The organism is Pseudomonas sp. B21-047 (genome assembly GCF_024748775.1).
In the GTDB taxonomy this organism is placed as follows: domain Bacteria; phylum Pseudomonadota; class Gammaproteobacteria; order Pseudomonadales; family Pseudomonadaceae; genus Aquipseudomonas; species Aquipseudomonas capeferrum.
In genome coordinates this window covers 4,834,545-4,855,305 of sequence record NZ_CP087169.1, presented here as the reverse complement: position 1 = coordinate 4,855,305, position 20,761 = coordinate 4,834,545, and the positions used below count along the sequence as shown (strand labels likewise).

General features: G+C 63.0%; 19 protein-coding genes. 11 read left to right on the top strand and 8 right to left on the bottom strand.

From position 1 onward, the window contains the following. Nucleotides 1-4 precede the first annotated feature (4 nt). The 4 genes from LOY26_RS21940 (at nt 5) to lpxC (ending at nt 4,427) form a co-directional block, all read left to right on the top strand. On the top strand, nt 5-874 hold the full coding sequence (locus LOY26_RS21940; protein ID WP_033702831.1) for a cell division protein FtsQ/DivIB: 870 nt from the start codon (nt 5-7) through the stop codon (nt 872-874). Nucleotides 875-888: 14 nt separating this feature from the next. After that, nucleotides 889-2,151 (top strand): cell division protein FtsA, encoded by a 1,263-nt coding sequence (gene ftsA / locus LOY26_RS21935; protein ID WP_033702830.1) that lies wholly within the window; start codon nt 889-891, stop codon nt 2,149-2,151. Between the two features lie 55 nt (nt 2,152-2,206). Next, a complete protein-coding gene (gene ftsZ / locus LOY26_RS21930) occupies nt 2,207-3,403 on the top strand; it encodes a cell division protein FtsZ (RefSeq protein WP_016488958.1) in 1,197 nt (398 codons plus the stop codon). 112 nt (nt 3,404-3,515) lie between these two features. Next, the gene (lpxC, locus tag LOY26_RS21925; protein WP_033702829.1) at nt 3,516-4,427 is read left to right on the top strand and encodes a UDP-3-O-acyl-N-acetylglucosamine deacetylase; all 912 of its coding nucleotides are present in this window, start codon (nt 3,516-3,518) and stop codon (nt 4,425-4,427) included. Between the two features lie 58 nt (nt 4,428-4,485). Here the strand turns inward: lpxC and LOY26_RS21920 are convergent, their stop codons facing one another. The 3 genes from LOY26_RS21920 to LOY26_RS21910 all read right to left on the bottom strand — a co-directional run bounded on the left by LOY26_RS21920 (nt 4,486) and on the right by LOY26_RS21910 (nt 5,925). Beyond that, on the bottom strand, nt 4,486-4,875 hold the full coding sequence (locus LOY26_RS21920) for a hypothetical protein (RefSeq protein ID WP_258714084.1): 390 nt from the start codon (nt 4,873-4,875) through the stop codon (nt 4,486-4,488). A gap of 17 nt (nt 4,876-4,892) precedes the next feature. Then, complete coding sequence (locus tag LOY26_RS21915) at nt 4,893-5,387, bottom strand: hypothetical protein (RefSeq protein WP_258714083.1); 495 nt, start codon at nt 5,385-5,387, stop codon at nt 4,893-4,895. 70 nt (nt 5,388-5,457) lie between these two features. Beyond that, complete coding sequence (locus tag LOY26_RS21910) at nt 5,458-5,925, bottom strand: DUF721 domain-containing protein (RefSeq protein WP_186659695.1); 468 nt, start codon at nt 5,923-5,925, stop codon at nt 5,458-5,460. 313 nt (nt 5,926-6,238) lie between these two features. On the opposite strand from LOY26_RS21910, the gene secA reads away from it, so the two are divergent. The 4 genes from secA (at nt 6,239) to LOY26_RS21890 (ending at nt 12,002) form a co-directional block, all read left to right on the top strand. Beyond that, a complete protein-coding gene (gene secA, locus LOY26_RS21905; protein WP_186659692.1) occupies nt 6,239-8,974 on the top strand; it encodes a preprotein translocase subunit SecA in 2,736 nt (911 codons plus the stop codon). Between the two features lie 184 nt (nt 8,975-9,158). Beyond that, nucleotides 9,159-10,376 (top strand): bifunctional glutamate N-acetyltransferase/amino-acid acetyltransferase ArgJ, encoded by a 1,218-nt coding sequence (gene argJ / locus LOY26_RS21900; protein ID WP_033702824.1) that lies wholly within the window; start codon nt 9,159-9,161, stop codon nt 10,374-10,376. A gap of 52 nt (nt 10,377-10,428) precedes the next feature. Then, nucleotides 10,429-11,061: a glutathione S-transferase family protein gene (locus LOY26_RS21895; protein ID WP_186659690.1), complete on the top strand. Its 633-nt coding sequence runs from the start codon at nt 10,429-10,431 to the stop codon at nt 11,059-11,061. Then, nucleotides 11,058-12,002, top strand: a complete 945-nt coding sequence (locus LOY26_RS21890; RefSeq protein ID WP_186659688.1) for a Nudix family hydrolase — start codon at nt 11,058-11,060, stop codon at nt 12,000-12,002. The genes LOY26_RS21895 and LOY26_RS21890 overlap by 4 nt, the downstream gene beginning before the upstream one ends. 106 nt (nt 12,003-12,108) lie before the next feature. On the opposite strand, the gene LOY26_RS21885 is transcribed toward LOY26_RS21890, so the two are convergent. Genes LOY26_RS21885 through LOY26_RS21875 form a run of 3 tightly spaced genes read right to left on the bottom strand, consistent with a single transcriptional unit; the run spans nt 12,109 to nt 15,664 of the window. Beyond that, nucleotides 12,109-12,675 (bottom strand): cob(I)yrinic acid a,c-diamide adenosyltransferase, encoded by a 567-nt coding sequence (locus tag LOY26_RS21885; RefSeq protein ID WP_186663381.1) that lies wholly within the window; start codon nt 12,673-12,675, stop codon nt 12,109-12,111. Between the two features lies 1 nt (nt 12,676). Next, nucleotides 12,677-14,707 (bottom strand): ATP-binding protein, encoded by a 2,031-nt coding sequence (locus LOY26_RS21880; RefSeq protein WP_033702820.1) that lies wholly within the window; start codon nt 14,705-14,707, stop codon nt 12,677-12,679. Between the two features lie 39 nt (nt 14,708-14,746). Beyond that, nucleotides 14,747-15,664 (bottom strand): putative 2-dehydropantoate 2-reductase, encoded by a 918-nt coding sequence (locus LOY26_RS21875; protein WP_186663383.1) that lies wholly within the window; start codon nt 15,662-15,664, stop codon nt 14,747-14,749. A gap of 100 nt (nt 15,665-15,764) precedes the next feature. Here LOY26_RS21875 and LOY26_RS21870 point away from each other — a divergent pair, with 100 nt between their 5' ends. The 3 genes from LOY26_RS21870 (at nt 15,765) to LOY26_RS21860 (ending at nt 18,617) form a co-directional block, all read left to right on the top strand. After that, nucleotides 15,765-16,250, top strand: coding sequence for a YajQ family cyclic di-GMP-binding protein (locus tag LOY26_RS21870; protein WP_033702818.1), 486 nt, complete (start codon nt 15,765-15,767; stop codon nt 16,248-16,250). Between the two features lie 114 nt (nt 16,251-16,364). Beyond that, entirely contained in the window at nt 16,365-17,207 is an 843-nt protein-coding gene (locus tag LOY26_RS21865) for a mechanosensitive ion channel family protein (RefSeq protein WP_186659683.1), read from the top strand. Nucleotides 17,208-17,372: 165 nt separating this feature from the next. Continuing rightward, nucleotides 17,373-18,617, top strand: coding sequence for an MFS transporter (locus tag LOY26_RS21860; RefSeq protein ID WP_186659681.1), 1,245 nt, complete (start codon nt 17,373-17,375; stop codon nt 18,615-18,617). A gap of 73 nt (nt 18,618-18,690) precedes the next feature. On the opposite strand, the gene LOY26_RS21855 is transcribed toward LOY26_RS21860, so the two are convergent. Beyond that, nucleotides 18,691-20,238, bottom strand: coding sequence for an AmpG family muropeptide MFS transporter (locus LOY26_RS21855; RefSeq protein WP_033702815.1), 1,548 nt, complete (start codon nt 20,236-20,238; stop codon nt 18,691-18,693). Between the two features lie 43 nt (nt 20,239-20,281). Next, nucleotides 20,282-20,635, bottom strand: coding sequence for an MGMT family protein (locus LOY26_RS21850; protein WP_033702814.1), 354 nt, complete (start codon nt 20,633-20,635; stop codon nt 20,282-20,284). Nucleotides 20,636-20,761: the final 126 nt, after the last annotated feature.

Sequence of the window (20,761 nt, the reverse complement as noted above, 5' to 3'; positions counted from 1 at the left end):
AGCCATGCAAGGCGCGATGTTACGTCATCAGCAACCCGCCACCGGCCGTAGCAAGCCGGTGCCGCGCGGTGCCAGCCGAATGGTGGCCAACGAGCCCATGTCGGCGCGCCTGCCCAAGGCCAACTTCAGTGGACTCAAGCGCCTGCTCTGGCCGGTGCTGCTGGTCGCGGCAGGCTTCGGCGCCTATGAAGGCGCCATTCGCCTGATGCCTTATGCCGACCGGCCGATCACCCGGATCGCCGTGCAGGGCGACCTCAGCTACATCAGCCAGCAGGCGGTGCAGCAGCGGATCGCCCCGTTCATGGCGGCGAGCTTCTTCAGCGTCGACCTGCCGGCGATGCGTGCGGAGCTCGAGCAGATGCCGTGGATCGCCCATGCCGAGGTCCGGCGCGTGTGGCCGGACGAGGTGGTGATCCGCCTGGAAGAACAGCTGCCAGTGGCACGCTGGGGTGACGAGGCCTTGCTCAACAACCAGGGCCAGGCCTTCACCCCGCGCGAGCTGGCCAACTATGAGCACCTGCCGCAGCTGTTCGGGCCGCAGCGTGCTCAGCAGCAAGTCATGCAGCAGTATCAGGTTTTGAGCCAGATGCTGCGCCCCATGGGCTTTTCCATCGCTCGCCTGGAGCTTCGCGAGCGCGGCAGCTGGTTCCTGACTACCGGTGCGGGCAGCACCGGCCCAGGCATCGAACTGCTACTGGGGCGCGACCATCTGGTGGAGAAGATGCGCCGTTTCATTGCCATTTACGACAAGACGCTTAAAGAGCAGATCACCAACATCGCCCGCATCGATCTGCGATACGCCAACGGACTTGCCGTTGGTTGGCGGGAACCGATTGCACCGACGACGGCCCAACCCGCCGTTGCGAAGAATTAGAGAGAGGCAGGACCATGGCAAACGCGCATAGCGGCAAAATGATCGTCGGGCTGGACATTGGCACCTCCAAGGTGGTGGCGCTGGTGGGCGAAGTGGGCGAAGACGGCACCCTGGAGATTGTCGGGATCGGCACCCATCCGTCCCGCGGCCTGAAAAAAGGCGTGGTGGTGAACATCGAGTCGACCGTGCAGTCGATCCAGCGCGCGGTGGAAGAAGCGCAGCTGATGGCCGGCTGCCGTATCCACTCGGCGTTCGTCGGCGTGGCAGGCAACCACATTCGCAGCCTGAACTCCCACGGCATTGTCGCCATCCGCGACCGTGAGGTCAGTGTTGCCGACCTCGAGCGCGTGCTCGACGCCGCCCAGGCCGTGGCCATTCCAGCTGACCAGCGCGTACTGCACACCCTGCCGCAGGACTACGTCATCGACAACCAGGAAGGCGTGCGCGAGCCACTGGGCATGTCCGGCGTGCGCCTGGAAGCCAAGGTCCACGTGGTCACCTGTGCGGTCAACGCGGCGCAGAACATCGAGAAGTGTGTGCGCCGTTGCGGCCTGGAAATCGACGACATCATCCTCGAGCAACTGGCGTCGGCCTACTCGGTGCTGACCGACGACGAAAAAGAGCTCGGCGTGTGCCTGGTGGACATCGGCGGTGGCACCACCGATATCGCCATCTTCACCGAAGGTGCGATCCGTCACACCGCAGTCATCCCGATTGCCGGCGACCAGGTCACCAACGACATCGCCATGGCCCTGCGTACACCGACCCAGTACGCCGAGGAAATCAAGATCCGCTACGCCTGCGCCCTGGCCAAGCTGGCCGGCGCCGGCGAAACCATCAAGGTGCCGAGCGTGGGTGACCGGCCACCGCGCGAGCTGTCGCGCCAGGCCCTGGCCGAGGTGGTGGAGCCGCGTTACGACGAGCTCTTCACCCTGATCCAGGCCGAACTGCGCCGCAGCGGCTACGAGGATTTGGTGCCGGCCGGCATCGTCCTCACCGGCGGCACCGCGAAAATGGAAGGCGCCGTGGAACTGGCCGAAGAAATCTTCCACATGCCGGTACGCCTGGGCGTACCGCACAGCGTTCGGGGGCTGAGCGACGTGGTGCGCAACCCGATCTATTCCACCGGCGTGGGCCTGCTCACCTACGGCCTGCTCAAGCAGTCCGAGGACTTGATCCTGACCGGTAACAGCAACAGCAGCAGCAACAGCTATGGCGATGAACCGAAGGCTCCAGTGCTTGAGCGATTCAAGCGCTGGGTCCAGGGCAATTTCTAAGTTTCAAAGCAGTAGTGGTAGGCGCGACAACTAGAGAACTGTAAGGAGAGGGAAAATGTTCGAGCTCGTAGACAACGTCCCGCAAAGTCCGGTCATCAAGGTGATCGGCGTAGGTGGTGGTGGTGGCAACGCCGTCAACCACATGGTCAAGAGCAGCATCGAAGGCGTGGAATTCATCTGCGCCAACACCGATGCCCAGGCGCTGAAAAGCATTGGCGCGCGCACCATCCTGCAATTGGGCACTGGCGTGACCAAAGGCCTGGGTGCGGGTGCCAATCCGGAAGTCGGCCGTCAGGCCGCGCTGGAAGACCGTGAGCGCATTGCCGAGGTGCTGCAGGGCACCAACATGGTGTTCATCACCACCGGCATGGGTGGCGGTACCGGTACCGGTGCAGCCCCGATCATCGCCGAAGTGGCGAAGGAAATGGGCATCCTCACCGTTGCCGTGGTGACCCGTCCGTTCCCGTTCGAAGGCCGCAAACGTATGCAGATCGCCGATGAAGGCATCCGCATGCTGGCCGAGAGCGTCGACTCGCTGATCACCATCCCCAACGAGAAGCTGCTGACCATCCTGGGCAAGGATGCCAGCCTGCTGTCCGCCTTCGCCAAGGCTGACGACGTACTGGCCGGTGCCGTGCGCGGTATTTCCGACATCATCAAGCGCCCTGGCATGATCAACGTCGACTTCGCCGACGTGCGCACCGTGATGGGCGAGATGGGCATGGCCATGATGGGTACTGGCTGCGCCAGCGGCCCGAACCGTGCGCGTGAAGCGACCGAGGCGGCGATCCGCAACCCGTTGCTGGAAGACGTCAACCTGCAGGGCGCCCGTGGCATCCTGGTGAACATCACCGCCGGCCCTGACCTGTCGCTGGGTGAGTACTCCGACGTGGGTAGCATCATCGAAGCCTTCGCCTCCGACCACGCGATGGTCAAGGTTGGCACCGTGATCGACCCGGATATGCGCGATGAGCTGCACGTCACCGTGGTCGCCACTGGCCTGGGCGCGCGCATCGAGAAGCCGGTCAAGGTGGTGGACAACACCCTGCAGACCGCTCAGCAGGCGTACGAAGCGTCCAACCCGGCACCGGTTCGCCAGGAGCAGCCTGCGGTCAACTACCGTGACCTGGAGCGCCCGACTGTCATGCGCAACCAGGCCCATGCGGGTGCCGCTGCGGCAGCTAAACTGAACCCTCAGGATGACCTGGACTACCTCGATATCCCGGCTTTCCTGCGTCGTCAGGCTGATTAATGGAATTTATCAGGGGTATAAAGGTGATTGGTATTCAGCAAAGGTTGGGTCTGTTATCATCCTCAGCCTTTGTTGATACCTGTTCGCAATTTGCGCTGAAGCGGCCAATGCCATGATTAAACAACGCACCCTGAAGAATACCATCCGTGCCACAGGTGTCGGCCTGCACTCCGGGGAGAAGGTATACCTGACCCTGAAGCCTGCACCTGTTGACACCGGCATCGTCTTCCGCCGCGCCGATCTCGACCCCGTGGTCGAAATCCCGGCGCGCGCGGCCAACGTCGGCGAGACAACCATGTCGACGACGCTGGTCAACGGTGACGTCAAGGTCGATACGGTCGAGCACCTGCTCTCCGCCATGGCGGGCCTGGGCATCGATAACGCCTACGTCGAGCTCTCCGCCTCGGAAGTGCCGATCATGGATGGCAGCGCCGGACCCTTTGTATTCCTGATTCAGTCTGCCGGCCTGGAAGAACAGGACGCACCCAAACAGTTCATCCGCATCCTGCGCGAAGTGACAGTGGAGGAGGGCGACAAGCGCGCCACCTTCCTGCCTTTCGAAGGGTTCAAGGTGAGCTTCGAGATCGACTTCGATCACCCGGTCGTCAGCGGCCGGACCCAGAGCGCCAGTGTGGATTTCTCCAGCACGTCGTTCGTGAAAGAAGTCAGCCGTGCCCGCACCTTCGGTTTCATGCGGGACATCGAGTACCTGCGCAAGCATAACCTTGCGTTGGGCGGCAGTGTCGAAAACGCCATCGTGGTAGATGAGACTGGCGTGCTGAACGAAGACGGCCTTCGTTATGAAGACGAATTCGTCAAGCACAAGATTCTCGACGCCATTGGCGACCTCTACCTGCTGGGCAACAGCCTGATTGGCGAGTTCAAGGGCTACAAGTCCGGGCACGCGCTGAACAACCAGCTGCTGCGCAAGCTCATTGCTGAAACCGATGCCTGGGAAGTGGTCACTTTCGAAGATGCCAGCACGGCACCGATCTCGTACATGCGCCCTGTTGCGGCCGTGTAAGTTCGAACACTCTCTAGTTCATTAAGGCCACCTTCGGGTGGCCTTTTTTATACCTGCTTTACAGGCGCTGCAGCGTGAAAAAGTCGAGGAAAGAGTAATCGCTGTACGTTAGTTCGATACGGGAAACCGCTTGGCTTTCGTTCTCCGCTTGGTATTCAACCCATTGATCGCGCCCTGCGCTTGCATGAATTGTTCTGCTGTCCAGCGTGGCGCCCGACTGGTCCAGGTACTGGACCGTTGCGTCTTTTTGAAGCCAGGTCCAGGCGAAACGGATTGAGGTGAACTCACCTGGCAGATCAATGCTTAGGTACTGGCGCATGTCTTTCCCGATGCTCAAGCCCAGCGCTTGTTTTTCGCGCATGCCAGGCTCGTCGGAATCGTATCTGTGGATGCCCGCCGGCCCTGAACTGGTGGGCAGCAATGTGACGAGCATGGTGTTGAGTGCCAACTGCCCGCCGGGTTGAATCAATTGTTGAGGCAGGTCGTTGAAGTCTTCCTCGAACCGGGAGGGGTAGATGCGAATGTCATCGATGGCCAGGTTGCCCCTGGCATGCGAAGGTCGCCAATTCGCTCCCTTACTTCAAGCTTCAGCGTCTCGACGGCTTGGGACGCCTTGAAACGCCAGTGCAGCGTAATCCACTCGGAAGTAGTGACTTCGATGGGGGCAGCGATCTGCTCATCACCCAGTTTCCAGGTGAGCACAGGCACAGCCTGGTTTGCCCATTGCTGCCGCGTGCGCAGGGAGAGGCAATACTCACGGTCGGGCTCCAGCCCTTGCAGTTCTTTGAATAGGACGGGGCCGTGTGGAAAAGAAATAGCGGGGGCAAAGGCTACGAAGTGGTTGCCATCTTCTTCTTGGTAAATACCGAGGGTGGCGCCGTTGGAGTCCGCTTTCCAGTCACCCCAGGGGTCGGTTGAGGGTGACTCGAACGTGGCAAGGTGAAAATAGTCTGCATTCATGCTGGTCTCTCCTGGGGGGTGATCAGGCGAGCGTATTGCACCCCGTGGAGAAGGCAAACTGGCAAAAATATCAGGTGCGCGAAGGTGCTTTGTTAGGTCCATGCGACGCCAGGCGCTCTAGCGCGGCGCGCAGCTTGGGGTCGGTAATCCCCTCGGCGGTATCGCGAAGGCTTTCGGCGGCATTGCTCGAAAGCTCGGTGGCATGCCCGCCACGCTTGGCGGGCACCAGCGGCGGTTGCACCTTGTACAGGATGCGCCGCAGGTTGCCGAACGCTTCCATGGCTTGCAACTCCCGCATCAGGCGTTTCTGCTGATAGCGCAGGCGGGTGGCCCAATGGCCGTCGGTCACCACCAGCAACAAGGTACCGTCACGCCAGGAGGCAACGTGGCAATGCTCGCGGGCGGCCGGCTGCAGCTGGCTTTCCAGCAGGCGCTGCAGGTGTTCCAGGCGTTCGGCCTGGTTCAACAGCAGGCGCAGCGGACGGACCTGGCGCAGCAGTGCCGAAGGAAGCTGGGCGGGGGAGGGTTTATAGGCCATGCGGGTACGTATGAAGTTACAAGATCGGCAGTCTAACAGATGCGGGGTTATCGATTGCCTGCACTGGCCGCTCCGCCGATAAACACTGGATACGAGCTATTCTCGATACGTTTCATCTTTCTCAGCCTTGAACTCAGGGAAAATGCCCCTATCTAAGAAACGCCCCTGCCAAAACGCTGTACCAGCATCGTGGAATCCACCACTTTCCTCACCATCGTTTCCGGGTAGAATGCTCGTTCGCATGCGGCCTTAGGGCTGCACGGGCGACTCATGGGGCCGCCCTCCATCCCTACGTGTGGAAGATCCTGCCGATATGTTTGCGCCTTTGTTAAAGAAACTTTTTGGAAGCAAGAATGAGCGTGAAGTCAAACGCATGCTCAAGACGGTGACTATCGTCAATGCCTTCGAAGAGAAGATGGTGGCCCTCTCCGATGAGCAACTGCGGGGCAAGACCGCAGAGTTCAAGGAACGCTTGGCCAAAGGCGAGACACTGGACCAACTGCTGCCCGAAGCCTTCGCCGTGGCCCGTGAGGCCGGCAAGCGTGTGATGGGCATGCGCCACTTCGACGTGCAGCTGATCGGCGGCATGACCCTGCACGAGGGCATGATCGCAGAAATGCGCACCGGTGAAGGCAAGACCTTGGTCGGTACCTTGGCCGTCTACCTCAACGCATTGTCCGGCAAGGGCGTGCACGTGGTGACCGTCAACGACTACCTGGCCCGCCGTGACGCCAACTGGATGCGCCCCTTGTACGAGTTCCTCGGTCTGTCCGTGGGCATCGTCTCGGCGTTCCAGCCGCCGGAAGAAAAGCGCGCTGCCTACGCCTCCGACATCACCTACGGCACCAACAACGAATTCGGTTTCGACTACCTGCGCGACAACATGGCGTTCAGCCAGGAAGAGAAGTTCCAGCGTGAACTCAACTTCTCGGTCATCGATGAAGTCGACTCGATCCTCATCGACGAAGCCCGTACCCCGCTGATCATTTCCGGGCAGGCCGAAGACAGCTCCAAGCTGTACATCGAGATCAACCGCCTGATCCCGCGTCTGACCCAGCACATCGAGGAAGTCGAGGGCCAGGTCACCCAGGAAGGCCACTTCTCCATCGACGAGAAGAGCCGCCAGGTCGAGCTCAACGAAGCGGGTCACCAGTTCATCGAAGAGATGCTCACCCAGGCCGGCCTGCTGGCCGAGGGCGAGAGCCTCTACTCGGCACACAACCTGGGCCTGCTGACCCACGTCTACGCTGGCCTGCGTGCGCACAAGCTGTTCCACCGCAACGTCGAATACATCGTCCAGGACGGCCAGGTCCTGCTGATCGACGAGCACACCGGCCGTACCATGCCTGGTCGTCGTCTGTCCGAAGGCCTGCACCAGGCCATCGAAGCGAAAGAGAACCTGAACATTCAGGCCGAGAGCCAGACCCTGGCTTCGACCACCTTCCAGAACTACTTCCGCCTTTACACCAAGCTGTCCGGCATGACCGGTACCGCCGACACCGAAGCGTTCGAGTTCCAGTCGATCTACGGCCTCAACGTGATGGTGATCCCGCCGAACAAGCCGCTGGCGCGCAAGGACTTCAACGACCTGGTGTACCTGACCGCCGACGAGAAATACGCCGCGATCATCGCCGACATCAAAGAAAGCATGACCCTGGGTCGCCCGGTGCTGGTGGGTACCGCGACCATTGAAACTTCCGAGCACATGTCGAACCTGCTGCAAAAGGAAGGTATCGAGCACAAGGTACTGAACGCCAAGTACCACGAGAAGGAAGCCGAGATCATCGCCCAGGCGGGTGCTCCGGGCGCGTTGACCATCGCCACCAACATGGCTGGCCGTGGTACCGACATCCTGCTGGGCGGTAACTGGGAAGCCGAAGTGGCTGCCTTGGACAGCCCGACCGCCGAACAGATCGCGCAGATCAAGGCCGACTGGCAGAAGCGCCACCAGCAGGTGATCGAGTCGGGTGGCCTGCATGTGATTGCCTCCGAGCGTCACGAGTCGCGCCGTATCGACAACCAGCTGCGTGGCCGTTCCGGCCGTCAGGGTGACCCGGGTTCCAGCCGCTTCTACCTGTCGCTCGAAGACAGCCTGATGCGTATCTTCGCCTCCGATCGGGTGAAGAACTTCATGAAGGCACTGGGCATGCAGTCCGGCGAGGCGATCGAGCACCGCATGGTCACCAACGCCATCGAGAAAGCCCAGCGCAAGGTCGAAGGCCGCAACTTCGACATCCGCAAACAACTGCTCGAATACGACGACGTGGCCAACGAGCAGCGCAAGGTGATCTACCACATGCGCAACAGCTTGCTGGCGGCCGAGAACATTGGCGATACCATCGCCGAATTCCGCAAGGAAGTGCTGGACGCTACCATCAGCCAGCACATCCCGCCGCAATCGCTGCCCGAGCAGTGGGACGTGGCCGGCCTGGAAGCCTCGCTGGCGAGCGATTTCGCCATGAAGCTGCCGATCCAGCAATGGCTCGACGAAGACGACCACCTCTACGAAGAGACCCTGCGCGAGAAGCTGCTGAGCGAGATCACCAGCGCCTACACCGAGAAGGAAGACCAGGCCGGCATCGACGCCCTGCGTACCTTCGAGAAGCAGATTCTGCTGCGTGTGCTGGACGACCTGTGGAAAGACCACCTGTCGACCATGGACCACCTGCGCCACGGCATTCACCTGCGCGGTTATGCGCAGAAGAACCCGAAGCAGGAGTACAAGCGCGAGTCGTTCACGCTGTTCCAGGAGCTGCTCGAGTCGATCAAGCGCGACACCATCCGCGTGCTGTCGCACGTTCAGGTGCGCCGCGAAGACCCGATCGAAGAAGAAGCCCGCCTGCGCCGCGAGGCCGAAGAACTGGCCAGCCGCATGCAGTTCCAGCATGCCCCTGCGCCAGGCCTTGAAAGCGAGCAACTGAGTGAAGAGGGCGCCGAAGTGGCCGTGGCCACGGCTCCGGTGCGCAACGACCAGAAGCTGGGCCGCAACGAGCCATGCTGGTGCGGTTCGGGCAAGAAGTTCAAGCATTGCCATGGGCAGATCGAGTGATCTGATCTGACTCTTGTAAAAGCCTGGGGCCGCTTTGCGGCCCTTTCGCGACACAAGGCCGCTCCTACAGGTACCGCGCTCGTCTACTGATTGGCGCGGCCCCTGTAGGAGCGGCCTTGTGTCGCGATGGGGCGCAAAGCGCCCCCGTTTTTCGACATTAATCGTTTTATCTAGGAGCGCTCTAATGGCTGTTGGTCTTGGTCCTTTGCCCACCCTGCACCCGGTTCCGGGTTTTGAACTCGGCATCGCTTCTGCCGGCATCAAGCGCCCTGGGCGCAAGGATGTGGTGGTCATGCGCTGTGCCGAAGGCTCCAGCGTCGCTGGCGTGTTCACCCTCAACGCCTTTTGCGCCGCTCCGGTTATCCTCTCCAAGCAGCGCGTTCAGGGCACTGTGCGTTACCTGCTGACCAACACCGGCAACGCCAACGCCGGTACCGGTGCACCTGGCCTGGCCGCTGCCGAGCGCACCTGCGCCAAGCTCGCCGAGCTGACCGGCGTGCCGGCCGAGTCGGTACTGCCATTTTCCACCGGTGTGATCGGCGAGCCGCTGCCAGTCGAGAAGATCGAAGGCGCCCTGCAGGCCGCCCTGGACGACCTGTCGGAAAACAACTGGGCTGAAGCCGCCACCGGCATCATGACCACCGACACCCTGCCCAAGGGTGCCAGCCGCCAGTTCCAGCACGATGGCGTGACCGTCACCGTTACCGGCATCAGCAAAGGCGCCGGCATGATCCGCCCGAACATGGCCACCATGCTCGGCTACATCGCCACCGACGCCAAGGTCGCACCCCAAGTGCTCAAGGACCTGATGCTCGATGGCGCCAACAAGTCGTTCAACCGCATCACCATCGATGGCGACACCTCGACCAACGACTGCTGCATGCTGATCGCCACCGGCAAGGCCAACCTGCCGGAAGTCACCGAAGCCAGCGGTGCGCTGTTCGAAGCCCTGAAAAAGGCCGTATTCGAAGTGTGCATGGACGTGGCCCAGGCCATCGTCCGTGACGGCGAAGGCGCCACCAAGTTCGTCACCGTGCAGGTCAACGGCGGGGGTAACCATCAGGAATGCCTGGACGTCGGTTACGCCGTGGCTCACTCGCCGCTGATCAAGACCGCGCTGTTCGCCTCCGACCCCAACTGGGGCCGCATCCTGGCGGCCGTTGGCCGTGCCGGCGTGCCGGCGCTGGATGTCAGCCTGATCGATGTCTACCTGGACAACGTCTGCATCGCCAGCCAGGGCGGCCGTAGCCCTAGCTATACCGAGGCACAGGGTTCGGCGGTAATGGCCCAGGAAGAGATCACCATCCGCATCGAGCTGGGCCGCGGTGCGTGCAGCGAAACCATCTGGACCACCGACCTGTCCCACGAGTACGTGAAGATCAACGCCGAATACCGCACCTGATGCATGTGGGGCCGCATGCGGCCCCATAACCCCAGACAAATGGAGCCGAACCATGAGCTACCAACTGATCATCGGCGACAAGTTGCATTCCTCCTGGTCGCTACGCGGCGCCCTGGCCCTTGAGCTGGCTGGCGTTGCCTACGAAGAAACCCTGATCAAACTCAACCAGCCCGACACCCGCCAACGCCTGCTCGCTTACTCGGCCACCGGCAAGGTGCCATTGCTCAAGACCGAGCACGGTGTGATCGCCGACTCGCTGGCTATCGCCGAATACCTCAACGAACGCCACCCAGAGGCCCAGCTGTGGCCTGCCGATGTCGCTGCCCGTGCTCAGGCCCGTTCGGCCTGCGCGCAGATGCACAGTGGCTTCTTCGCCCTGCGCGGGGCGATGCCGTTCGACCTGGCCCGTGATGAAGCCCTGGAGAACGTGCCGCTGGACGTGCAGGTCGATATCGACCGTATCGTCGCGCTGTGGTCCGAGTGCCGCTTGGTTGCCAAAGACAGTGGGCCGTTCCTGTTCGGCAAGCCGACCTTGGCCGACGCCTACTTCGCCCCGGTGGCTGTGCGCTTGCGCACCTACCGCGTTGAGGTGCCTGCAGAGGCGGCAACGTACATCGAGACCATTTACCAGTGGCCGGCCTTCAAGGCCTGGCAACAGGCTGGCCTGGCGGAGCGAGCAGGGTGAAACGTATTCATGTAGTGGCCGCAGTGATCCGCGGCGCCGATGGCCGCATTCTTATCGCGCGACGGGCTGATACCCAGCACCAGGGTGGCCTTTGGGAATTCCCGGGCGGCAAGGTGGAAGAGGGCGAGAGCGTCGAAGCGGCGCTGGCCCGCGAGCTTCGTGAGGAGCTGGGTATCGAAGTGACCCGTTCACGGGCGCTGATCAAGGTCAGCCACGATTACCCGGACAAACAGGTGTTGCTGGAGGTTCGCGAGGTCGAGGCATTCACCGGCGAGCCCCATGGTGCCGAGGGCCAGCCGTTGGCCTGGGTAACACCACGCGAACTGCCGCAGTACGACTTCCCCGAGGCCAACAAGCCGATTGTCGCCGCCGCGCGCCTGCCGGACCAGTATCTGATCACCCCCGATGGCCTTGAAGTGCCTGAGATGCTCAAGGGCATCCAGAAGGCGGTCGCCAGCGGCATACGCCTGATTCAGTTGCGCGCGCCGGACATGTACGACCCCAAGTACCGCGACGTGGCGGTGGATGCGGTTGGCTTGTGTGGCGGCAAGGCCCAACTGATGCTCAAGGGGCCGCTGGAGTGGCTGGGCGATTTCCCGTCTGCGGGTTGGCACCTGACGGCCGCACAGCTGCGCAAGTATGCGGCCAAGGGGCGGCCATTCCCTGAGCACCGTTGGTTGGCGGCGTCCTGCCACAGTGCAGAAGAGCTGGCGCTGGCGGAACAGATGGGGGTCGACTTCGTCACCCTGTCGCCGGTGCAGGCGACGCAGACGCACCCCGAGGCCGTGCCGCTGGGCTGGGATGAGGCGCAACGGTTGATTGCGGGCTTCAGCCGGCCGGTGTTCTTGCTGGGTGGTGTCGGGCCGGGTGAGCGTGAGCGCGCTTGGGAAGTCGGCGCGCAAGGCGTTGCCGGGATTCGGGCGTTCTGGCCTGAGATTTGAGTCGCCAGTACTGGGGCCGCTTTGCGGCCCATTCGCGGGGCAAGCCCGCTCCCACACGAGGTTCGCGCAGTACCTGTGGGAGTGGGCTTGTCCTGCCTTGGCGCTCTCAGCTTTGAGGCTTTTCTGCGGGTTGCCATAGCACCTCGGCAACCCCCTGCCGGCGGCCAATGATCCGCGCTGCCACGAACAATAGATCCGACAGCCGATTGATATACGCCAACCCCACCCCTTCCAGTGGTTCCACTGCGTTCAACTGCTGGCAGCGGCGCTCTGCGCTGCGCGCCAGGCAACGGCACACATGCGCCTGCGCCACCAATGCCGAGCCACTGGGCAGGATGAAGTTCTTCAACGGCCCCAGCTCCTCGTTCCAGACATCGATTGCCGCTTCCAGCCGCTGCACTTCGGCCAGGTTCAAGGCTTGGTAACTGGGCATCGCCAGTTCGCCACCGAGGTCGAACAAGCGGTGCTGACAAGGCGCCAGCACCTCGCTGACCTCAGCCAGCCCTTGCTCATCCAGCCCTGCCAGCAGCAGCCCCAGCTGGCTGTTGAGGCTGTCCACCTCGCCAATCGCTTCGATGCGTGGGTGGTCCTTGGGCACCCGACGGCCGTCGCCCAGGCCGGTTTCGCCCTGGTCGCCAGTGCGGGTGTAGATCTTCGACAGGCGGTAGCCCATGTCATGCCTCCGTGGTGTTCGGTGCCGTCGCTGCCGGCTGGCCGAGGGGCAGGCGCAGGGTGAAGCACGTGCCCTGGCCGGGCGTGGACTGCACCTCCATCTGCCCCTTGTGGTTGTTGGTGATGATGAAATACGAGACCGAAAGGCCCAGGCCGGTGCCCTGGCCGATCTCCTTGGTGGTGAAAAACGGCTCGAAGGTGCGCTTGCGCACGGCTTCGGGCATGCCCACGCCGTTGTCCTCGACTTGGATTTCGGCCCAGGGCGGGTTGAGCCGGGTGCGCAGGGTGATGCGCCCAGGCTCGCTGGGTTGCGGGCGCAGGTGAATGGCCTGGGCAGCGTTCTTCAGCAGGTTGAGCAGCACCTGTTCCAGCTCGTTGGCGGTGCACGGCACCGGCCCGAGGTGTGGGTCGAACTGGCGCACGATGGCCTGGCCCTTGAAGTCGAAGCCGATGGCCAGGTCGAAGTCGTTGCTGGCGATCTCCAAGGCCTGGTCGATCAGTGCCGGCAGGTCGCAAGGTGCCAGCTGGCGATTGCTGCGCCGGCTGAAACTGAGCATGTGGGTGACGATCTTGGCGGCCCGCGCACCGGCCTGCTGAATCCCGTCGAGCAGCTGCGGTACTTCGCGGCTGTCCAGGTAGCGGTTGACGGTGGGCAGGTCGATGCCCAGCTCTTCGGCCTGCTCCTGGTTGCGCGGTAACTCCGGCGACAGACGCCGACGGATATTCTGCACATTATGCAAAATGGCCCCCAGCGGGTTGTTGATCTCGTGGGCCATGCCGGCGGCCAAGCCACCTACCGAGAGCATTTTCTCTGACTGCACCATCATCTCTTCCAGGGACAGGCGCTGGGTGATGTCGTCGATCCGGATCACCACACCGCGGCCGCCACCGCCCATCAGTGGATAGAAGGTCAGGGCGTAGTGGCGCAGTTCATCGCCCTTGGGCCAGGTGACGCGCTCGATTTTCGCCACCCGGTGTTTTTCCACGGTTTCCTTGAGCTGCGGCAAGAACGGCTTGAGCGGCTCGAAGGCGATGAAGATCGGCTGGTTCAGGGCCTCGTCCAGCGGCGTCCCGGAGAGCACGGTGGCCTCGTGGTTCCACTGGGTGACGTAGAGCTGCTCGTCGAGGGCGATCAGGGCCGAGGGCATGGAGTCGATGATGCTGTTGAGGTAATTCTGGAAGCCTGTGAGCTTTTTCTCGATCTTGCTGCGCACCTGGACTTCCAGCTCCAGCTTGCGGTTGGTGTGACGCGTTTCTTCGGCCAGGCCCTGGGCCTGGTCATAGGCGGTCTGGAATTCATCGCGGGTGCGCTTGAGCTGCTGCTCGCGGGCTTCGATGCGCGAGAGCATGGTATTGAACGCCTCGGCCAGGCTGCCGATTTCGTCGTCGTTGCCGCGCCGGGCACGCAGGGCGTAGCTCTCTTCGCGGGTGACCTGGCGGCTGAGTTCTTCGAGCTGGTTGATCGGCTGGGTGATCAAACGCTTGATTTGCCGGGCCACGACGATCCACAGCAGGATACTGAACACCAGGATGCCCAGGCTGGCGCTGAGCGTGCCGGTGTAGAAGGCGGTGGGCAGTTCGCTGCTGGCCACCAGCAGCAGGTGTGCGGGTGGGTTGGCGTCGCGAGGGATACGGATCAGCTGCGTGCTGCGAAACTCCATCAGGCGCCAGCCGTCGATGTCGCGAAAGCGCCTGGGCAGCGCCAACGGTTCGCCGTGCTGGAGTTGTGCCAGCATGCGGCCATCGCCGCCGTACACCGCCGCCGCGCGTAATGGCGTGTAGCTGTCCAGCTCTTTGAGCAGGGCGCTGGCGGTTTCCGGGGTGTCGCCTGCCCGGGTCGCCAGCTGTGGGTTGGACACCAGCCGGCCGATGGTCTGCAGGGCCTGGGGCGCCATGCTTTCCTGGGTGATCCAGTAGGCGGCGCTGATGAAGGTCAGGTTGGCCACCAGCAGAATGGTCACCAGCAGCACCAGCAGGGCCGCCAGCAGCTTCTGCCCGACCGGGAGGTTTTCCAGGCGTTGGCGCAGGGTCATGGGCAAGGCAATGTCCGTCTCCGGTTGAAAGGGCCAGCGTCAGGCGCTGGGTAAGCCACGTGCCTGCAGGTTATCGACCAGGCGCCGGTGCAGGCGTTCCAGCTGCGGTAGCTGCAGGCCATGGCGATCGGCGGCGCGGCAGGCGTGGCCGAGCAGGTAATGGACCTCGGTTCGCCGCCCGGCTCGCACGTCCTGATACATGGAAGAGTAGTTGGCGGCGGTGGCGAGGATCACCCGTTGCACTTCTTCGTCCAGGTCCTCGGCAGCCTGGGGTTGGCCACAGCGACGCAGCAGCTCGGCCAGCTCGTCGCACAGGGCAGTCACTTCGCCCAGGTGCTCCAGCAGGCCGCCGTTGCGGCACTCGTGCAGCACCGTCAGCGGGTTGATCGCGCAATTGAGCGCGAGCTTGCGCCACAGGCGGGTGAGGATATCCACGGTCCATTCGGCCGGGATGCCGGCGTCGTGCAGGTCATCGAACCATTCCGGGAGCGCCGGCTTCAGCGGGTCACCCAGCCAGTTGAAGCCATGGCCGGCGAAGCGCACTTGCCAGTCGTCCTCGCGAAAAGCCCCTTCGGTACTGGAAGCGAAGATGCAACGGGCATGGGGGACCTGGTCGGCGACTTCGTCCTGGCTGCCGAGGCCGTTCTGCAGCAGCACCAGCTCGGCGCCGTCGGCCAGCCTGGGGGCCAGGCGCGCGATGGCCGGTGCGGCGTCATACGCCTTGCAGGCCACCAGCAGCCGGTGGATCGGGCCGTCGCCCTCGGCGGTTTCGGCGGGGATCGCGTAGTGGTTGGCGGTGTCCTGTTCGTGCAACGTCAGGCCGCCTACCTGCTGATAGGCCTGCAGTCGTTGCGCGTCGCGCAGGATCAAGCGTACCGCCTTGCCCGCGCGCGCCAGGCGGCAAGCCCAGAGGCTGCCCAGGCTACCCGCGCCGAGAATATGCCAGGTGCTGCTCATATGCGTTTCGCAACCCGTTATAATGAGTCCGCATTTTAACCGTCTAACTCAGCGTGCTCCATCTTCAGGCCGAGCGCGCTTTTATTTTTGGAGAAAAACCATGCCTTCGTTCGACGTGGTATCGGAACTGGACAAGCACGAAGTGCAGAACGCTGTAGACAACGCCGTCAAGGAACTCGACCGCCGTTATGACCTCAAGGGCAAAGGCAACTTCGAGTTCAAGGACAAGGACCAGACCGTGCTGCTGACCGCCGAAGCCGAATTCCAGCTCGAGGCGATGATCGAGATCCTGCGCGGTGCGCTGGTCAAGCGCAAGATCGACGTCAAATGCCTGGAAACCAAGGACGCCTACCCGTCCGGCAAGGAAATGAAACAGGAAGCCAAATTCCGCGAGGGCATCGACAAGGAGCTGGCGAAGAAGATCGTCGCTCACATCAAGGATGCCAAGCTCAAGGTTCAGGCCGCCATCCAGGGTGAGCAGGTGCGTGTCACTGGCAAGAAGCGTGACGACCTGCAAGAGGCGATCGCCGCCCTGCGCGCCAAGGAATTCGACATGCCGCTGCAGTTCAACAACTTCCGCGATTGATCGGGGCGTTGCCAGGAACCTCGATGGCGCAATGATGTCCATGGGGGCCGTGGCCGCGGAAATGCCCGCGGCCAGTTTTACCGTGCACATGCCGTTCGGCATCAGGAGATGAACATGGATTTGAACGCTGAAGTCGATCAGCTGGTCCGCCAATCGCAGACCTGGATCCCCTTGATCATGGAATACGGCAGCCGGGTGTGCCTGGCGTTGCTGACCCTGGCCATCGGCTGGTGGATCGTCAACAAGCTCAGCGCGCGCCTGGGCAAGCTGGTCGGCCTGCGCAACGCCGACCTGGCGCTGCAGGGGTTCATCAGCACCCTGGCCAATATCATCCTGAAGATTCTGCTGTTCGTCAGCGTGGCGTCGATGATCGGCATCGAGACCACCTCCTTCGTCGCCGCTATCGGTGCCGCGGGCCTGGCCATCGGCCTGGCCTTGCAGGGCAGCCTGGCGAATTTCGCCGGTGGCGTGCTGATCTTGATGTTCCGCCCGTTCCGCATTGGTGACTGGATCGAGGCGCAGGGTGTCAGTGGCACCGTGGATAGCATTCAGATCTTCCACACCGTGCTGCGCACGGGTGACAACAAGACGGTGATCATGCCCAACGGCAGCTTGTCCAACGGCATCATCACCAACACCAACCGCCAGCCGACCCGCAAGGTGGTATTCGACGTGGGCGTGGATTACGACGCCGACCTGCAAAAGGCGCGTAATGTGCTGCTGGAACTGGCCCAGGACCCACGTGTGCTGGCCGACCCCGCGCCGCAGGCAGTGGTTTCGACGCTGGGCGACAGCTCGATCACCGTGTCGCTGCGCATCTGGACCAAGACCTCGGACTACTGGGATGTGATGTTCATGCTCAACGAGCATGCCCGTGACCGGTTGAAGGCCGAGGGTATCGACATTCCGTTTCCGCAGCGGGTGATTCGTGTGGTGCAGGAGACGGCCACGCAGTAAGCAACGCTTCAACGCTGGGGCCGCTGTGCGCCCCTTCGCGGGCTTGCCCCGCGAAGGGGCGCACAGCGGCCCTAGCTTTTTCCGCGCCTATTACACTTGTTCACAGCCAAGCCCTGCCATTTCTGGCATACAGGCTGACCCCACCTGTTCCCGCTGAAATTCACCATGAAACCACTGCTGTACATCACCCCCCTCCGAGCCCTGTTGTTCGGCCTGACCCTGGCCCTGTTCGAGTTGCTCACCTACCTGGCCAGCGACGCTGTGATGCCGGCCATGCCCGTGGTGGTCGGCGACCTCGATGCCAGCCCCGAATACATCCCCCACGCCCTGAACCTGTACCTGCTCGGTGGCGTGGTGCTGCAGTGGTTGATTGGCCCTCTGGCCGACCGCTACGGCCGCCGCCCGCTGCTGTTGAGCGGTTGCGTGTTCTTCGGCGTGGCGTGCCTGGCGACGTTCTGGGTACACGACATCGGCCTGTTCAACCTGCTGCGCCTGTTGCAGGGCATTGGCCTGGGCTTTGTCGTCACGGTCAGCTACCCGGCCTTGAACGAGGCGTTCAGCGAAGCCGACGCAGTGCGCATGATGGCCTTGCTGGCCAACATTGCCCTGCTTTCGCCGCTGCTCGGCCCCCTGGTGGGCACCTTGCTGCTGCAATGGCTGGACTGGCGCTGGCTGTTCGTGGCCTTCGCCATCGGTGCGGTGCTGGCCTGGGTGCTGTTGTACCGGTTGATGCCGGAAACACTGGGCGTGGAGCGGCGCGACGGTTCGCGGCTGCCCTTTACGCCGATCCATTTGCTGCCGTTGTTGTCTGGCTACGGCCAGCTGCTGGCCAACCGTCGCTTTGTCGCCGGTAGCGCCGCCCTGGGCTTGGTCGGCCTGCCCTTGATTGGCTGGATCGGCCTGTCGCCGGTGCTGCTCATCCATGACGAAGGGTTGAGCACGATGGAATATGCGCTATGGCAGCTGCCGGTGTTTGGCGGGCTGATTCTCGGCAACCTGATCATCAACCGTATTGCCGACCGTTACTCGCTGCCAGCCCTGGTGCGTGGCGCATTGTGGCCCTACCTGGCGGGCCTGTCGCTGATGGTGCTGGCGACTTGGTACTGGCCAAGCGTGACCAGCGTGGTGGCCGGTATGTCGCTGTATGCCCTGGGGCTGGGGGTGGCCAACGCCGTGCTGTACCGCATGACGCTGTTCGCCAGCGATCAGAGCAAAGGGCTGGTCTCGGCCATGCTGGGGATGATCACCATTGCCTTGCTGGGCCTGGGCGGCGCAGTCATGGCGATGATCGGGGCGGGTGCCAGTTTGCTGCACTTTGCCTTGGCGGCCAGTGTGGCGGGGGCGCTGGCGCTCTGGCCGTTGTGGTTCGTTGTGGGTGGGCGGTCTGGGGAAGGCGCCGTAGCCCAGTAGCATTCGTCGCCTGTACCGCCTCTGCGGGCGCGGGTTCACCCGCGAAGAGGCCGGTACAGGCGGCGAGGTACCCTCAGGGCCGTTCGGCCGCTGGGTTCTCCTCGGGCACCGGTTTGCCGGGCCCGGCTTCCTGACGCCACTGCAGGGCGATCAGAATCAGCGTCGGCACGCCCAGCAGGGCAGTGATCAGGAAGAAGTCGTGGTAACCGAACTTCTCCACCATGACCCCCGAGTAGCCGCCGATCAGCCGTGGCAGCAACAGCATGATCGAGCTGAGCAGCGCGTACTGGGTGGCCGAAAACTTCAGGTTGGTCAGGCTAGACAGGTAGGCGACGAACGCCGAGGTGGCCATGCCGGAGCTGAAGTTGTCCAGCGAGATGGTGACCACCAGCATGTCCAGGTTCGGGCCCATGTCGGCCAGCATCAGGAACAGAATGTTGGTCGCCGCCGAGGCCACGCCACCGATGAACAGGATCGGCATGATGCCGAAACGCACGATCAGCAGGCCGCCGACACCGGCACCGACCAAGGTCATGATGAGGCCGAAGATCTTGCTGACGCTGGCGATCTGGTCCTTGGTGAAGCCCATGTCGATATAGAACACGTTGGCCATCACGCCCATGACCGTGTCCGACATGCGATACGTGGCGATCAGCCCCAGCAGCAGCAGGGCCTGCCAGCGGTAGCGGGCAATGAAGTCGTTGACCGGGGTCAGCACCGGGGCAAGGCCGCGACGGCCCATGGTCGACAGGCACGCCCAGGTCAGCAGCACGTACAGAATCAGGCGCAGGAAGGCGCGGTCTTCCAGCAGCAGGTCCAGCGGGGTGGCGTCACCGAAAATCACGCTGGCCCAGTCGGTATTGAACAGTTGGGTGAAGCTGGCAGGTACCGACACCAACAGCAAGATCAGCACGAATACCGACGCCAGCTGGTGGACCAGGCCATAACGCGCCGCCGACAGCTGGGTACGCAGCGGCACCGAGGGTTCACGCATGACCAGGGTGGTGAACAGCGCGGGCAGCATCAGCAGGGCGAACATGATGTAGGTGCCGGCCCAGGCCTTGTGCAGGTAGCTGAACCCGGTGGAGCCGAACCATTCGGCGAAGAACAGCGCGCCTGCCGTGGCCAGCAGGGCCGCTACCCGGTAGCCGGCCATGTAGCTGGCGGCGAGCGCGGCCTGACGCTGGTCATCGGCAATTTCCAGGCGATAGGCATCAACGGCGATGTCCTGGGTAGCCGAGGCAAACGCCACGAGCACGGCCATGGCAATCAGCCACGACAGGTGTTGCTGCGGGTCGCACAGGCTCATGCCGACCAACCCGACCACCACCAGCGCCTGGGACAGCAGCAGCCATGAGCGGCGGCGCCCCAGGCCACCAAGCAGTGGCAGGCGCCATTGATCGAGCAGCGGTGACCAGACCCATTTGAAGGCATAGGCCAGGCCGATCAGGCTCGCGTAACCAATGGTCTCACGGGCCACACCTGCTTCGCGCAGCCATACCGAAAGGGTCGAGAACACCAGCATGTAGGGCAGGCCGGCGGCAAAGCCGAGCAGCAGCAGTACCAGGGTTGACGGGCTGGCATAGGCAGCAAGCGCAGCGCGCCAGGTTTTACGGGGCATGGGCCAACATCTGCCTCAAGTTTTCGAAAACAAAGCGCGCACTCTAACCGCTGTGCTCCATCGGGCGCCAGCCATGGCGCGTCATATCCACACGATTATTGGTTACATTCACGCCTTCTGCGCGCAACCGCGCCCGTTGTTCGTCGCCTGACGGCGTGCCCAATGCCAGGCTCAGGCGCCCGCCCGCACCGAGTACCCGGTGCCAGGGCAGGCGGGTATCGCCTGGCAGTTGCCCGAGGGTGCGCCCAACCCAACGTGCCGCGCGGCCAAGGCCGGCCAGCTCGGCAAGCTGGCCGTAGCTGACGACCTTGCCCGCGGGCACTTGCCCGAGCACCGAATACAGCGCCGTTCGTCGGGCTTGTGGTGTTTCCAGTGTGTGCCCGTATGCCTCAGACATCAGTGACCCCGTGGCTTGTGGATGAAACCGGACCAGCGGCGAGGCAAATGCGAGTTGAACTCAACGGCATGTGCTCGGTCTTTCCTTGCTCTGGTTGTCCGTATCTGGATAATGCCCGGCTTTTTC